A 13,962-nucleotide genomic window follows, 5' to 3' on the forward strand; every position below is an offset into this window, starting at 1 on the left:
TCCGTTGTTCGTCGCGGGATCTCGTGGGCGAGGCCAAAGACCAGAGCTTCCGTTACCGAAAGGACTTGGGCTTACCAAACCAAGTCTGCCTTTTCCGACGCTGCTCGCATAGCATCATGGCGATCTGTCCGCAACGGCCGGCTGCCCAAACGCTATGCGCGGATAAGCAACACAGGATGAACGGCCGGTTGCAAGTTTAACCCATAGCGATGTGAGCGACCCTGCGGCGCTTACCGACTGGTGGCTCTCATATCGCGCCAGCTGTGATTCAAGCACAATATGAGCAGATATGAGCTGACCGACTTCGAATGGGCGTGATCGAGCCGCTGCTACCCAACAGGCCGAGAGGCGTGCCGCGTGAGATTCACCTGACTAGGATGCGCATTGCGTGCACCAGACAAAACATCATCTCGGATCCAAACTGGCGCCATCGTTTCACCGATCTGGTTCTTCTCAGAGTGCCGTTCCCGGGGTATGCAGCGCGCCGCGCCGACAATCGTCTGGAATTGTGAAACTTGGCCGCGATTTGCAGCGTTGTTGGGGATAGTGGTTATGGATTTGAAGCAACCCCCGCTTGTGTCGTCTTGTTTGGACGAGATCCGAGTTGGGAAAGTTTCTCAGATCGGCTTTTCCGGCATTTTGTCGGGTATCGACAAGCAGTCAATATTGCTTGCCACCCATATTGGCCTCGAAGGGATATCTGGCGACCGACAAGCAGAATCTTTCCATGGCGGGCGCGAGAAGGCTGTCCTGCAATACCGGTCTGAGCACTATTTGGACTGGGCAGCTGAGTTTCCGGATCTGGCAAGCAAGTTCAGAACGGGCGGGTTCGGTGAGAACTTCGTCGTTTCAGGTATGTCAGAAGACAACATGTGCATCGGCGACTATGTCCGCGCCGGTTCAGCTTTGCTGCAGATTTCAGAATCCCGGCAGCCGTGTTTTAAATTGAATCATCGCTTCGGCAATCCTGGCATCGCCCGTAGAGCTCAAGAAACGGGACGGACGGGTTGGTTGTACCGTGTCATCGAGCCAGGCGACGTCTCTCCCGGCGACAGGATTGCTGTGATTGAGCGGCCACTCCCGGATTGGCCGATTTCCCGACTTCAGCGATATCTCTATGATATCATCGATGATCTAGACATGGCTGAGACGTTGAGTCGACTGCCTCATTTGTCGCTGGGGTTTCGGGCATTGTTTGCGAAGCGTGTCGAAAGCGGTAAAGCTGAGAACTGGGAAAGTCGACTCTCGAATGGCCCGCTTGCAAGCAGGCCGACGGTTTGGTTCGAAGCAAAGCTCGCTGAAGTTCGTGCTGAGACCGACGATATCAAGTCATTCCGTGTCGTTCGTTTGGATGGAAAGCCAGTGCCGACCTTCAGCGCCGGTGCACATATCAATGTGAAGATTAGGAACGCTTTGACGCGAAGCTACTCGATTTGTCATTTGCCCCGTTCTGACGGTTACCGCTTTGCGGTCCGTAAGGCCGATGATGGACGCGGTGGTTCAAAATACATTCACGAGCAATGGCGGCCTGGTGAGCGGATGCTTGTAAGCGAGCCACGCAATCACTTCGCCCTTTCGGAGACGGCTGACAGGCATCTGTTTATCGCCGGAGGCATTGGAATAACGCCATTTTTATCGATGATAGAGCACTCGGAATACCTTTCCATCCCGTGGGAGCTTCATTACTGCGTGCGTGACAAACAGCGCGCTGCTTTTGCACATGACCTACTCGGACGTTTTCCGAGAAGTGTTTTTATGCACGAAACAGGCGGGGAATCCTCGAATCGGCTCGACGTCGGCATGCTGCTTCGCCATGCCCCGCTTGGCACGCATGTTTACACATGTGGGCCGAGCGCATTGATGAATGACGTGCGCGAGCACACTTCGCATTGGCCTGATGGGTCAGTACATTTCGAGGCTTTCAATACGTCCCAGCCGACCGCCTTTGCGGATTGTTTGACATTTGACGTCGAGCTGAAGAGAAGTGGCCGCCTGCTGACTGTGCCGGAGAATGCAACCCTTCTGGATGTACTCGTTGACGCGGGAGTCCACGTTGAGTCGTCATGCCGCAGCGGCACCTGCGGTACTTGCCGAATTATCTGCCTGTCAGGCGAAGTGGACCATCGCGACATGTGCCTGTCTCGCGAAGGCCGGAAAACCAGCATCATCAGTTGTATTTCACGCGGAAAGTCTAAGCTCGTCCTTGATCTTTGACGGGGGGCGTTGTGTTCGCGATGAGACGCTCGATCAATGTTGCACATGGGGCTTCGCAGTAGGGCAGCATTGCATCGCGAGACGATCTGGTCGCAATGCGCATCTGGGCATGCAGTTCAGTGTCGTCAGCTGGTTGGTTCGTTTGGTGGAGTCTGGTCCTGTCCGAGGGACGAACCTCCGGTTACAATTGACCACGGAAAGGCGCCTCAAGCGCAGCTGCAATACAAGTGCGATCGGCGAATGTGTCGTACGCAATATAGACTAGGAGCGAAAGAAATATGGCCGAGTTCTATAAGTTATCTCACGATCCACTACCGGTTCGGACCAAAGCTCAGCATTTTGCCCTTCACAAGGATAAGGGATTCATAGTCACCGGTGCAGCTGGTGGGCTTGGCAGTGCAATCGTTCGCCGGCTGTTAGCCGAGGGGGCGCGCGTCGCCGCTTGGGATGTAAGAAAGGAGGCGTTGGATGGGCTCCGTGATCAGTTGCCCAGCGCTGAGATGCGCGTATTCGTCTGCGATCTTTCGGACCAGGAAGCGATTCAACAGGCGTTCGAAGCTACCGTCAGCTTTCTTGGGCGTCTCGATGGCGCGGTTAACAATGCTGCCGTCGTTCGGCGAGCTCCGTCCCCCCTGGATGCGTCTTGGTTGGATTGGGAAATAACCAGCGCGGTCAATGTCTACGCACCATACGAAATAGCGCGCTTAGCATGCAAACAAATGATCAAAGAAAAGACGCCTGGCGCCATTGTGAATGTGGCGTCGGAGGCTGGCAAGAAGGGACACATCCAGTCCCTGACCTATAGCGCCAGCAAAGCGATGTTGATCAATATGACACGCGTGATGTCCGCCGCGGTCGCCCCGTACGATATCAACGTGAACTGCGTTTGCCCAGGCTCTATGGCGACAGAGATGCTCCAACGAGCTGCTGCGACAATTGCAAAGTTAACGAACTCTACCGCAGACAATGTGTATCCTCAGCTTGTAAGCTCTCAACTGAAACGTCACGTTCAGCCGGACGAAGTGGCCGCCACAATCTCATTTCTCCTGAGCGACGACGCTATCGCGATCCGGGGGCAAGCTATCAACACCGATGGAGGAGACACGCCGTACTGATGCTCGTTCACTGAAGATAAGCCCGGGATGATGGTGCGACGAACTCTCGACGACGAAGATGTTAGATCGCATGGAGCGCGGAGAGGCTCGTGCATCAAGAGTCGAACGCGACATCTGAATTAATCTGCGACGAGGGCGTCATGGGTAAGGGTCGTAGGTATGCCTCATGGCGCGCTTCGCAAAGTCCCAATATCTCTTTCTAAGCTCGCGAATTCAGGGATCAGATTTGCGGTGAGAGCCTGCACTGCTGGATAGGACTGCCGATCGCGAAAATCAGAAGGCCGATCTCAGTTGCCGAGAGGTCGGGTTCGGCGAGCGGCACGTGAACGAGATTGCCGCTCGTGAGTTTGTCGACGAAGCCTGCCCGCGTGAAGAAGCCGATGTCGGAGCGAAGGGGCTTAGGCTCTATCTCTACCACTTCCCCCTCAATTCCGGCGTGCCGTACGCTCGGGACATTATCTCACGGCTCCGCTATGATTATCCCGAGCAGGTCCTGGGATTAAAGGATAGCTCTGACGACCTCGACTTTTCTGCAGAAGTTACGCGCAACTTACCAGGCTTTGCTGTCTTCCCGAGCGCTGAGGCCTCCGTGGGACACCGGGCTGAGCTGGGCTTCGCCGGCTGCATTTCAGCCTCCGCCATCGCGCGGTTCCCGTTAGTTGCCGCAGTCAAGGCGACGCTTGCCCTGATCTCAGAATGCGAAGCTTGGGCGCGCCTCAGGCCGCCGCTGACGGCCCTGACCGCGAAACAGAAATTGGAGCTTGCCGATGAGCTGTCGGTGAGCGCGTTAGGCAAGATCGCAAATCTACAGGGCGGCCTCTTCTCGTCGGCCAAAACAGCTCCTTCTTGCGAGTCAAGCGCTGCGCTTAACCGGACTTGATTGATTTGAAATCCGAGCACGCCTTCTTGAGAGCAATCTCAATGGGTATTCTCTCGAAGCTCGATGCCGCGACAAATCCCACGGCTTTTGAATGCAGGTTTACATACTCGGCATCTTCAGGAGATGTAATGGGGCCGCCATGCGATAGGAGAAATAGATCTTCACGCGCCGATGAAGCCGCATCGAATATCGATTCCAGTTTCGGTATAATGCGATCAAGCGCATCGACACCTTTTGCTCCTATATCTCCGCCGGCGGTGAGCCCCATGTGAGCTACGATGCAATCGACACCCACTGAAGCCATCGCCCCCGCGTCTTCTTCATTGTAAACATATGCTAGGGTAAAGAGAGAGCGCCGACGTGCCCTTCGCATCATTTCGACCTCGAGCTCAAATCCCATTCCCGCATTTTCAAGATCCGCCCTATAGCCACCAACATGTCGTCCAATAGTGGGAAAATTTATGATACCCGAGTATCCGATGGACTCGACTGTATCGAGAACCTCGTCAATACCGCGGGTCGGATCTATTCCGAAAACACCGGCTATGACGGGAATCGAACGCTTCGAGGGGATGATGCTCTCGCGCCCCAACCTGAACATGATATCGTTTGCATCACCCACGGGTAGATTGCCAACCAGGCTCGGCAATCCGTTCACTCGGAAATAGCCTGAACTGTACACTACCACCAAATCGGCGCCTCCTGCTTCGGCGCACCGAGCGGACAATCCATTCCCGGCACCGACGGCCAATATCGAGCGCGATCCGCGGATTTCTGTTTCGAGGCGCTGTCTCACTTCATCGCGCGAGTACTTTTTCGTCATCGGTTATCCTGCCTTTCAATCAACTCGGAAAGTAGTTCAACGGAGTGCTTAGCCACCATTGGATCATTGATGTGAGCGTCAAGTTCCAGCACGCGGACATGCGGTGGTAGGGATGAACGCAGCGTTTCGATAAACGCGCGATCGGCCGCTTCGTCAAAAAACGGGCCACCCAAGATGTCATACGCGGAGAAGCCGCGCGTTGGGAGAACAACTCCGGTCGGGCCTGTTGCACGAGTTAGCTTCCGTGCAACGAAATCCGCAATAAGTCGGTTCTCTGCTTCGGTGGTTCGCATCAGAGTTACGGTCGGAGTGTGCCGTAAGAAGTGTCTTCCAGCGAACCGCTTTGGTATCGTATCAGGCGGCCCAAAGTTCACCATGTCGATTGCGCCTGGCAAGATAACCTGCGGAATGCCAGCATTTCCGGCCGCTTCTAATCGTTCTGGACCGGCACTGAAATCGCCGCCGACTACTTCGTCGGCAACTTCAGTAGTGGTGAGGTCTAACATTGCATGGATCTGGCCATTCCTGACGAACTGCTCGGCTGCGCGACCGCCTGTCCCACGCGCGTGAAATGCCAGAACGTCAAAACTGCGTTCCATTAGGAGTGTGGAAGCCAAGTTTGTGGCAGTGGTGGTAGATCCGAATGACGTTAGCCCGACCACCACCAGCGTCGGCAGGTGCGCGCCCCGGATCATCACGAACGGGATCAAGGTTAGCATGACCGTGAACGCGCCGTAGAGGAGCGCGGTGAACAGGTTCGCGCCGCGGCTGCCATCCTTCCGAAAATACTCTTTCTCGAACTAGCATCTTTGCGGGGATTAACCCTGCAAAAGCAAGCGAGGTCATTATGCGATCGACTGCAGCTTTCGGACGCATGGAGCAATGTCATCTCGAACCCGAGCTTGACGTCGGACGTGTCGTTCAGCGTCCGGATGCGGCCAGGCAACTCTTCGAGAGACGAACCGAACCAGCCGGCGCAACGCCAACAGAAGTTTCGTTCGGACCGTTTCGCCTGCTTCGAACGCAGTTCCTCTTGCTGGAAGGCGACAAGCCCGTGCCTCTCGGAAGTCGCGCTCTGGAAATCCTGATTGCTTTGCTTGACCGCCACGGAGAGTTGGTCAGCAAGCAGGATTTGATGGCTCGCGTTTGGCCCAATGTGTTCGTTGAGCCCGCCAATCTCACGGTTCATATGTCAGCGCTGCGTCGCGCATTGCGTGACGGCCAAGATAGGAATCGCTTCATCGTCAACATCCCCGGACGCGGCTACTGTTTCGTCGCCTCTGTCGTTATATCGGCTCTCGAGAATTGAGCGCAACTGGCGAAGCACCGGGAAATTCGGGTGAGGCGTTACCGTTGTCGCGATAGCAGAGCAGCCGTTCACTGTAGCGAACATTCCCGTCAGCTCGCCAGGAAGGTGAGAGCGGCGCCCCCTCTGCCGGCATCCGAAATCGTCACTCGCTTTTTCTAAGCCAAGGTTTATGTGGCGCAACTACAGCCGTACGCCGAACAACCCACGTGCAATAGAAGACGGACCGGCAGAAATGTAAGTCTCCTCGCAACAACTTGCGTTTTGGAGTCCGCTCATGAGGAGAATCACTGTTCTCATCGCTTCTGCTCTGATCAATGCGTCTACAATTCCCGGGCTTGCGGCGGAGTCCAGGTTAAACAAGGATGTTAACGCCGCTCGCGCGGTCTCGGCGACTGTAAGCAGCAAACCCGCTAATGCGGCGGACAACGAGAAGACTTGTCGCGCCTACACCGCCTCTTTTTATAAGGCCGCGATGCTGCGGCAAGCCGCTGCTGGCCGCGTCGACGGCGCGTGGGTGTTAATTGCGCTCGAGTCCGTGATTGACGCTTTCAAACACCTGTCCGTGACGAAATGCGTCAGCTGACCCTCACTATTCTCTGACAATGCGATGCACGAGGTCTGCAGAATGATTATCTTCCCGCTCATAACCACCTGGATGTGGTTTCAAATCATCACCGCGTCACCGCTCCCATCTTCGGGCCGTCCGGTCGAGGACAGCTCTGACGCTAACGCCTCGTTGAGTCCCGTCAGAGTGTTATTTGAACGAGGTTGAACATGACCCAGGCCGATTGCACCGCTCCAACACGAAGAAGGTTTTCGCAGATCGCCGCGGCGTCGAATGAACTGAGTATCGCAATATAACAGGAGTGAAAACGTGGGTGATGTTCTTCGATTCGTCTCGAAGTCCGAGCGGGAGCGAGCTCGCCTCATTCGAGAAGCCCGAGCGATCTACGACAGCGTCTTTCCGCCATCTGATCCCGTCCGCGAGCAGCTGGACAAGGCATCCGCAAGCCATATGCGCATCGGCGCAGACGTTCATCACGGCGAGGGCGGCAAATCATGATCGCAATCATCGCCGTGCTCTGCAGTTTGTCTTCTCCGGCAAATTGCCGCGAGCAGACCGTCACCACCTCGGACTTTGCTGACGTCTCGATGCAGTCCTGCCTGATGGGCGCACCGCAGCTCGCCGACTGGATGAATCAGCATCCGACTGAGCGTCTTGCTGCATGGCGCTGCGTGATCGGTCAAAGGGACAGCCTGGGTACTTAGGATGAAATGTCGACCAGCTCGTAAACTCGGAGCGTAATGTATCATGGCGTCGAGTTTCGGAAGATCGTCTCGTGGGTTGGTCCTTGCGGCTCGTTCGGTTGAAAAGTTTCGTCCGCAGGATTCGAGCTCGAAGACCTTGCGGGCCATCGGCAGTGGCGTTTTCAATTGGCGCGCCGCAACCGAAAGGCTGCCGGTCTCGATCGACATCAGCGATGTCGCGTTCTCTTCGGCTGCTCGCAGGCAACTTCTCATAGCGAATGTGGTCGACCCAATGGCATACGCATTCGGCACGATTTGCTGAGACTTGGATTGCTTCACTCGCACTGACGTTCCTCGTCGGATACCAATTTGCCTCACGGAGGCGGACAGCTTCCCAAGTGCTCGGCGCGCGGCGATCCCCCCTTCGCCGCGGTTCGCCCGCGGCCGGTCCTTCCCTCCCGGGGACCGGCCGCTCTTCCTCAGGGGCCGTCGGGCAACGGCGCTGGATCGGATAGGCATGGGGCACTTGAATCGACGAGTGTGGGAAGCCCAATCGTCGAGCGCAGGACGGATGGGGATTCGCCGCAGCGCGCCAGGCGTCTCTCAGCAATTCCGATAACGGTCGGCTATCGACTCCATGGCGAGAGGTGATTTTCCTTTAGACCGTCATGGACTCAAACTTCGAGCTGTCGTCGCCCGCCCTCGTGTACGGGCCGAAGTCGGCGTTCCGTTGAACGATCGCAAACCAAGAGGTCCGACATGCAGATCAAAGAGACACCCGACGTTTCCTTCCCCGGCGTGGTCGAGAGCTCCGCGCTGGAGGATGTCGTCGTGCTCGCGGACAGCGCCGGCGTCTCGCTTGGAGCGCAGCGCGCATTCAGCGCGAGGGTGCGGAGCGTCCGCGTTGATGGCAGCAGCCTCATCACGTCCAGGTGCGTGGAGATCCCGCTCGTCGGGCGCGACGGCGAGATCTCCGGGGTCCTGTGTCTGACCGCCCCACAGCCCGACAGGCGCGGCGTGTTATCCTTCCGTGGGCCGGAGGGGGCGAAGGCGATCGGGGACGTGGCGCAGTTCGTGGTCCACGACATCAACAACCTTCTCGCTGTGATTGGCGGCGGCCTGCGGCTGCTCGAATGTCAGGGCGATGCCGCGTACCGAAAGGCCATCATCAGCAAGATGCAGCACGCGATCGCGCGAGGAGCGTTGCTCAGCCGTCAGCTCCTCGACGCTGCGCGACCATGCCCCGAGTCGATCGGCGGGTTCGTCGCAGGCTGCCACCTCGCAGCGCTGGCTGGCACGCTGGACCAGGCGTTGCGTCCCGACATCACGGTCCGCACCGATATCGCCGCTGATTTGTGGGACTTCGACGCTGACCCGGAGGAGCTGTACTTCGCGCTGCTGAACCTCTGCCGAAACTCGGCCGATGCCATGCCTGGGGGCGGCGCGATCACCGTCGCGGCGCGGAACGCCGAACCTTCCGGTGGCGCGGCCCGGGGATTCGTCGAGATCGTCGTCGCCGACGACGGGGAGGGCATGCCCGACGAGGTTCTCTCGCAGGCATTCACCCCGTACTTCACGACAAAGGCCGCGGGCAGCGGCACCGGCCTCGGGCTCCTCCAGGTCAAGCGCTTCGTCGAGGGACGAGGCGGCGCAGTCTGTATAGAGAGCGAGCGGGGTGGCGGCACGCTGGTGCGCCTCTTCCTCCCGCGCGTGCATGCAGCTGGGCTCCCCGGCCGTATCGTCGGCGCGGAGATTGCGTACACGCCGTCACCCAACGGCGGCGTATTTCGCGTCGTCAACCCAGCGGCTGCGCCGACCTCGTAGCCGGCGGTAAAACCTGAGATCGGCTCAGCGATGCAGCTCATGATCCCGCCCGGCCGCCTCGACCGTCCGGTCGACCACGAGAAGGACCACGTGCTCGGTCCCACCGATGCCGAGATCACGCTCGTCGAGTACGGCAGCTACGCGTGCCCGCACTGCAGGGCTGCCAACGAGCGCATCGCGCAAGCACGCGACCAACTTGGTGACCGCGTCTGCTACGCCTTCCGCCACAGGCCGATCACGGACAACAGCCTTTCGTTTCGGGCCGCCGAGCTCGCCGAGCTTGCCCAGACGCCCGAGGCGTTCTGGTCTGCGCACATCAAGCTGATGACGAGGTCGATGCAGCTCACAGAGGATGACCTCGTCGCGGTGGCCGCCGATCTCGGCGTGAGCGCCAACTTCGCGCTCGGCGACAGCGACGCCGTGCGGCGCGCGAGAGAGAGGGTGGAGGCGGACGTCGCAAGCTCACGCGCAAGCGGGGTGAGATTCACGCCGACCTTCTACATCAACCGCCGGCGCTACGACGGACCGTGGGACGAGAGCTCTCTCTTCGACGCGATGCTTGGCACGCTCGGCCACCGCGTCCGTACGGCAGCCCTGGATTTCGCGAGCTGGGGCCCGTCCGCCGGCATTTTGCTGGTCCTCGCGACCGTGGCGGCGGTGGTCTTGACGAACTCGCCGATCGGGCCGTCGTTCGAGGCGCTCTGGCGCCACGAGCTCGGCGTGAGCTTGGGTGACGCAGCCTTTCAGATGTCCATCCTCCATTGGGTCAACGACGGCCTGCTGACGGTGTTCTTCCTCGTCGTGGGATTGGAAGTGAAGCGCGAGATGACAGTTGGTCATCTCGCAAGCCGCCGCTCCGCCGCGCTTCCGATCGCTGCCGCGCTCGGCGGCATGGCCGTGCCGGCGCTTCTGTATGCGCTGGTCATCCCTGCGGGGCCGTGGTCGCACGGGTGGGGCATTCCGATGGCAACCGACACTGCGTTCGCGATAGCCTTGATCGCCGTGATGGGCGCCCGCGTTCCTGTCGAGCTGCGTATCTTCCTCACCGCGGCGGCCATCGTCGACGACATCGGTGCGATCGTCGTCGTCGCTGTGTTCTACTCCGGCGATATCCACCCGGGCTACCTGGCCGAGGCCGCGGCGGTAGTCGTTGTGCTGGCGCTGCTGAGCCGGTCGAGAGTCTACCTTCTCTCGCCTTACATCCTGTTGGGCGTCGCGTTGTGGGCGTTCGTCTATGCGGGCGGTCTCCACGCGACGCTGGCTGGCGTGGTACTGGCGCTGTTCGTTCCCACGCGCCCGCCCGCCAACCTGGCTGCCCTGATGACGCAGGCCAGCACCATCATCGCCTCCGAGGCCCGGCACGAGGGTGAGGTTCTCAGGCACGGCCCCTCCACTCCGGCGCTGCACGCGCTTGATGCAATCTTCGACAGACTTGAATCGCCGGCTGACCGGCTGCTGCGGCACGCCGGCGCGCGATCGAGCTACGCTGTCCTCCCGATCTTCGCACTGGCGAATGCGGGGGTGGCGATCAATCCGGGCGTCTTTGTTGGGCATGGCTGGCTCATGGCCGCGATCGTTGCTGGCCTCGCCATAGGAAAGCCGCTCGGTGTCTTCCTCATGGCTGCTGCGGCCGTGCGCGCAGGCATAGCCGTCAAGCCGGCGGAGTACACGTGGCGGCAGTTGGCCGGGGCGGGAGCCCTCGCTGGTATCGGCTTCACGATGTCGCTCTTTATCGCCGGGCAGGCGTTTCCAAGCGCTTCCGACTTCTCGGCCGCCAAGATCGCCGTGTTCGCTGCGTCGATTGTTTCGGCCGTCGTTGGGACTGCCCTGCTCTGGGGACCTTCGCGTCAGGAGTCTATCGAAGAGGCGCCGCAGGGCGCCAGCATGCAAGTATCATCGCCCCCGGGCGTTTATGCAGGATCGTGAACAGGAGATCTTTCGATGATTCTACCTACCGGTACGACAGTAGCAGTCGCTGACGGCGAGACAGTCCGTCTGTTTCGCAATACGGGTGTGAAACCTGGGGTGCATCTGGTCGAGATCTCGGCGGCTCCGCCTGTGCCCGCCCACTCAGGCTCGGGTGCGCGCCATCACACCGGCTCTGCCAACCCTGATGGCAGGCGGCGCGACGAGGACGACTTCGCGGCAGCTACGGCTTCGTTCCTTAACAAGCTCAGCCTGGACGGGACCATAAAACACCTGGTCGTCGTCTCCGACCCCAGGACCCTGGGGGAGATGCGCAAGCACTTCCACCGCGACCTGAGAGGCAAGATCATGGGCGAGTTCGCAAAGGACTTCAGCCGGCGTCCGCTCGAGGACATCGCCTCATTGATCGCTGACGCCTAACGCGCCTCTGAAGCGGCTGCTGGCGCAAGCCTGTCCAGTCATAACCCGCGCGAATAACTCAAAGTTTCGGCGACGACTACTGCTCTCGACCAATCTCAACCAAACCAGCCGTCTAAATGGATCAGCAATGGACAAGATAGTCAAAGCTGCCTCTGGCATTCCAAGCAGCATCAAGAGGAAGCAAGGTTCTGCTGACCTCGGTGTCACGTTCCAATGTCTCGACTAACCGGAATCTCGCATTAGGAGGAGCCTCCGCATGACCTATTACCTAATCGCCTCACGCGCCGCGATCATCTTCTGGACGAGCCTTGCAATGGTGCCAACCGAGATCCTCTTTGACGCGCTAAAGACCGAATTGGAGCGTCGCGGCGTGGAGCCATAGGGGCTCCCTGCTTGGTTCTGCGGCACGTGCCAGAGAGAAAGATCGTTGGAGCCCGAAATGACAAAGCACATCGCACCGTTACCGAATCCCGATGGATCGTTGCTTCTTCGTGAGTTGAACCACAGAGTAAATAACGAGCTCGCTAGCACTATCTGCACGATTTCAGCAAAAGCGGTGGGGTCGGACGACGCGGCAGTCAAGGCCGCGCTCCTCGATGTGGTGGACCTCCTGCATGGCTACGCTGACGTTCACAAGGCATTACGCATGCCGGATCCTGGGCGCCTGACCGACGCCGCAAGGTACCTCCAGGATATTTGCTTCTCCGTCACGAAATGCCGACTGGACCGGCTGAGTATACGTCTCTTGTGTTCGGTGGATGATTTGCGGCTTGAGGGCGAGCGCTGCTGGAAGCTTGGGTTGATCGTATCCGAGCTGCTTAACAATGTGGCACGACATGCTCTATTCGACGGTAGACATCCGGAAGCGAAAGTGAAGTTGGTGCTTGCAGGTAACGTCGTAAAGTGCGCGGTCTCTGACAATGGCTCGGCATCTGATCTCATTGTGCGGGGTCGCGGACTAACGATCGTCAGCGAGTTGGCCGGCAGTTTGGGTGGACGCGTTCATGCGACTTGCGCCGCCGATGGGTCTTCCTTCCTTCTTACCTTCCCATTGACTGAATACGAGCAACGTGCCGCCGGCTCAGCTCATGTTGTCTTGAAGCGAAGGAAGGTGCGTCGTTCTCGCAGGTTGCAGGTCCCAAGAGCCGAAGATGCAGCGGCTGGCTAGGCCAGTCGTCCCACTGAAGGAGGCCGAACATGCCCCAGGTGTATTTCCATTGCTCCAACACGAAGAAAGTTTTCGTCGACTATTGCGGCGCCGTAGTGGACGATCTCGCTGAGGCGCGGGATCATGCGACGCGCGTCGTGGAATCCTTCACCTGCGAGCGCAGCCTCGATGATTGGCGTGATTGGGTCCTGCATGTCAGCGACGACCAGGGCGATGAGCTATTCGTCGTCCCTTTCACCTTCGTACTTGATAAGCCGCATTGAGGTCGCTTCGCCGAAGAGTGACCGAAGTCGTGAAACGAGTGAACGGGCTCATCTCGATGGCTTGTGTGTCATGATTTGTTGAAAGACAGCTTGGATCCCCGGTGCGTCTGCTCCCGCGCCGCGCTTCCCAGCGGCCGGTCCTTTCCCCTCCCGAGGGGCCGGCCGCCCCTTTATGGGCCCGACGAAGCGAGCGACGAAAACGAAAGGAGCTCACAATGAAAAGCCTCTTCACTTCCGCGATAGCCGCGAGTTTTGGTCGCCTTCGTATCGGTCGCACAAGCCCGCTCGGCGTATGATGGATCCTGGGACCTTCTCTTCGTGAGGCAGCGAGGATCATGTGACCCGACCTATAAGTTCTCTGTCGGGATCACTGACGGTGTTGTCACGCATCCCAACCTCGTGAAGTTCAGGGGCCACGTGGCGCGCTCGGGCGCCGTCAGCACCTCGGTGACCGTTCCGGACAAATATGCGTCCGGCTCAGGTCGGCTCTCGATCAATTCCGGTCGCGGGACGTGGAGGGGCTATTCGGGAAGCACGCGTTGCTCAGGGTATTGGACCGCCCAGCGGAACTGACGAATTTGCCGCCGTCTGTTGATCGAGGGCGGCGGCGCAAAGCGAACTATGGCGTGGTTCTGGTTTCTCCTGCCCGCGCAGTGGATGACGGACGCCCAACTGCGGATCGACGGCGGCGAAGTAAGGTCCGTCTGTGGCGCCCGAAGGCAGTCCGCGGACTGATAAGCAAAGAAGGAAAGTGGAGTCAGTTCGCCGACGG

Annotated in this window: 15 protein-coding genes; 13 read left to right on the forward strand and 2 right to left on the reverse strand. The window is 59.0% G+C overall.

Annotated elements, in window-relative coordinates:
• Nucleotides 1-552: 552 nt before the first annotated feature.
• The 3 genes from QQL28_RS23260 (at nucleotide 553) to QQL28_RS23270 (ending at nucleotide 4,209) form a co-directional block, all read left to right on the forward strand.
• Complete coding sequence (locus QQL28_RS23260) at nucleotides 553-2,214, forward strand: MOSC domain-containing protein (protein WP_284268988.1); 1,662 nt, start codon at nucleotides 553-555, stop codon at nucleotides 2,212-2,214.
• Between the two features lie 278 nt (nucleotides 2,215-2,492).
• Nucleotides 2,493-3,329, forward strand: a complete 837-nt coding sequence (locus tag QQL28_RS23265) for an SDR family NAD(P)-dependent oxidoreductase (protein WP_284268990.1) — start codon at nucleotides 2,493-2,495, stop codon at nucleotides 3,327-3,329.
• A 322-nt stretch (nucleotides 3,330-3,651) separates the two neighbouring features.
• Complete coding sequence (locus QQL28_RS23270; RefSeq protein WP_284268993.1) at nucleotides 3,652-4,209, forward strand: dihydrodipicolinate synthase family protein; 558 nt, start codon at nucleotides 3,652-3,654, stop codon at nucleotides 4,207-4,209.
• Here the strand turns inward: QQL28_RS23270 and QQL28_RS23275 are convergent.
• Entirely contained in the window at nucleotides 4,196-5,032 is an 837-nt protein-coding gene (locus QQL28_RS23275) for a phosphoenolpyruvate hydrolase family protein (RefSeq protein ID WP_284268995.1), read from the reverse strand. The two genes, QQL28_RS23270 and QQL28_RS23275, sit on opposite strands and share 14 nt — an antisense overlap.
• Nucleotides 5,029-5,751, reverse strand: a complete 723-nt coding sequence (locus QQL28_RS23280) for a Tm-1-like ATP-binding domain-containing protein (RefSeq protein ID WP_284268997.1) — start codon at nucleotides 5,749-5,751, stop codon at nucleotides 5,029-5,031. The genes QQL28_RS23275 and QQL28_RS23280 overlap by 4 nt, the downstream gene beginning before the upstream one ends.
• A gap of 128 nt (nucleotides 5,752-5,879) precedes the next feature.
• On the opposite strand from QQL28_RS23280, the gene QQL28_RS23285 reads away from it, so the two are divergent.
• From QQL28_RS23285 to QQL28_RS23330, 10 genes are all read left to right on the forward strand, one after another.
• Nucleotides 5,880-6,341, forward strand: a complete 462-nt coding sequence (locus QQL28_RS23285) for a winged helix-turn-helix domain-containing protein (protein WP_284268999.1) — start codon at nucleotides 5,880-5,882, stop codon at nucleotides 6,339-6,341.
• A 274-nt stretch (nucleotides 6,342-6,615) separates the two neighbouring features.
• The gene (locus QQL28_RS23290) at nucleotides 6,616-6,924 is read left to right on the forward strand and encodes a hypothetical protein (protein ID WP_284269001.1); all 309 of its coding nucleotides are present in this window, start codon (nucleotides 6,616-6,618) and stop codon (nucleotides 6,922-6,924) included.
• Nucleotides 6,925-7,215: 291 nt separating this feature from the next.
• Nucleotides 7,216-7,404 (forward strand): hypothetical protein, encoded by a 189-nt coding sequence (locus tag QQL28_RS23295; RefSeq protein ID WP_284269002.1) that lies wholly within the window; start codon nucleotides 7,216-7,218, stop codon nucleotides 7,402-7,404.
• Nucleotides 7,401-7,610, forward strand: coding sequence for a hypothetical protein (locus QQL28_RS23300; RefSeq protein WP_284269003.1), 210 nt, complete (start codon nucleotides 7,401-7,403; stop codon nucleotides 7,608-7,610). Before QQL28_RS23295 ends, QQL28_RS23300 begins: the two co-directional genes overlap by 4 nt.
• Before the next feature lie 738 nt (nucleotides 7,611-8,348).
• On the forward strand, nucleotides 8,349-9,413 hold the full coding sequence (locus QQL28_RS23305) for a two-component system sensor histidine kinase NtrB (protein WP_284269005.1): 1,065 nt from the start codon (nucleotides 8,349-8,351) through the stop codon (nucleotides 9,411-9,413).
• Between the two features lie 39 nt (nucleotides 9,414-9,452).
• A complete protein-coding gene (gene nhaA / locus QQL28_RS23310) occupies nucleotides 9,453-11,339 on the forward strand; it encodes a Na+/H+ antiporter NhaA (protein ID WP_284269007.1) in 1,887 nt (628 codons plus the stop codon).
• A gap of 15 nt (nucleotides 11,340-11,354) precedes the next feature.
• Complete coding sequence (locus QQL28_RS23315; protein WP_284269009.1) at nucleotides 11,355-11,759, forward strand: host attachment family protein; 405 nt, start codon at nucleotides 11,355-11,357, stop codon at nucleotides 11,757-11,759.
• A gap of 256 nt (nucleotides 11,760-12,015) precedes the next feature.
• Entirely contained in the window at nucleotides 12,016-12,141 is a 126-nt protein-coding gene (locus tag QQL28_RS23320) for a hypothetical protein (RefSeq protein ID WP_258769898.1), read from the forward strand.
• A 57-nt stretch (nucleotides 12,142-12,198) separates the two neighbouring features.
• Entirely contained in the window at nucleotides 12,199-12,927 is a 729-nt protein-coding gene (locus tag QQL28_RS23325; protein ID WP_284269013.1) for a sensor histidine kinase family protein, read from the forward strand.
• Between the two features lie 29 nt (nucleotides 12,928-12,956).
• A complete protein-coding gene (locus QQL28_RS23330) occupies nucleotides 12,957-13,190 on the forward strand; it encodes a DUF6894 family protein (protein WP_284269014.1) in 234 nt (77 codons plus the stop codon).
• Nucleotides 13,191-13,962: the final 772 nt, after the last annotated feature.

This window comes from Bradyrhizobium iriomotense (genome assembly GCF_030160715.1).
Lineage (GTDB): Bacteria > Pseudomonadota > Alphaproteobacteria > Rhizobiales > Xanthobacteraceae > Bradyrhizobium > Bradyrhizobium iriomotense.

Bases quoted from the DNA above. Each gene is read 5' to 3' on its own strand.
- QQL28_RS23260 (WP_284268988.1), top strand. From the start codon at position 553: ATGGATTTGAAGCAACCCCCGCTTGTGTCGTCTTGTTTGGACGAGATC.
- QQL28_RS23265 (WP_284268990.1), top strand. From the start codon at position 2,493: ATGGCCGAGTTCTATAAGTTATCTCACGATCCACTACCGGTTCGGACC.
- QQL28_RS23275 (WP_284268995.1), bottom strand. From the start codon at position 5,032: ATGACGAAAAAGTACTCGCGCGATGAAGTGAGACAGCGCCTCGAAACA.
- QQL28_RS23280 (WP_284268997.1), bottom strand. From the start codon at position 5,751: ATGCTAACCTTGATCCCGTTCGTGATGATCCGGGGCGCGCACCTGCCG.
- QQL28_RS23285 (WP_284268999.1), top strand. From the start codon at position 5,880: ATGCGATCGACTGCAGCTTTCGGACGCATGGAGCAATGTCATCTCGAA.
- QQL28_RS23290 (WP_284269001.1), top strand. From the start codon at position 6,616: ATGAGGAGAATCACTGTTCTCATCGCTTCTGCTCTGATCAATGCGTCT.
- QQL28_RS23300 (WP_284269003.1), top strand. From the start codon at position 7,401: ATGATCGCAATCATCGCCGTGCTCTGCAGTTTGTCTTCTCCGGCAAAT.
- QQL28_RS23305 (WP_284269005.1), top strand. From the start codon at position 8,349: ATGCAGATCAAAGAGACACCCGACGTTTCCTTCCCCGGCGTGGTCGAG.
- nhaA (WP_284269007.1), top strand. From the start codon at position 9,453: ATGATCCCGCCCGGCCGCCTCGACCGTCCGGTCGACCACGAGAAGGAC.
- QQL28_RS23315 (WP_284269009.1), top strand. From the start codon at position 11,355: ATGATTCTACCTACCGGTACGACAGTAGCAGTCGCTGACGGCGAGACA.
- QQL28_RS23320 (WP_258769898.1), top strand. From the start codon at position 12,016: ATGACCTATTACCTAATCGCCTCACGCGCCGCGATCATCTTCTGGACG.
- QQL28_RS23325 (WP_284269013.1), top strand. From the start codon at position 12,199: ATGACAAAGCACATCGCACCGTTACCGAATCCCGATGGATCGTTGCTT.
- QQL28_RS23330 (WP_284269014.1), top strand. From the start codon at position 12,957: ATGCCCCAGGTGTATTTCCATTGCTCCAACACGAAGAAAGTTTTCGTC.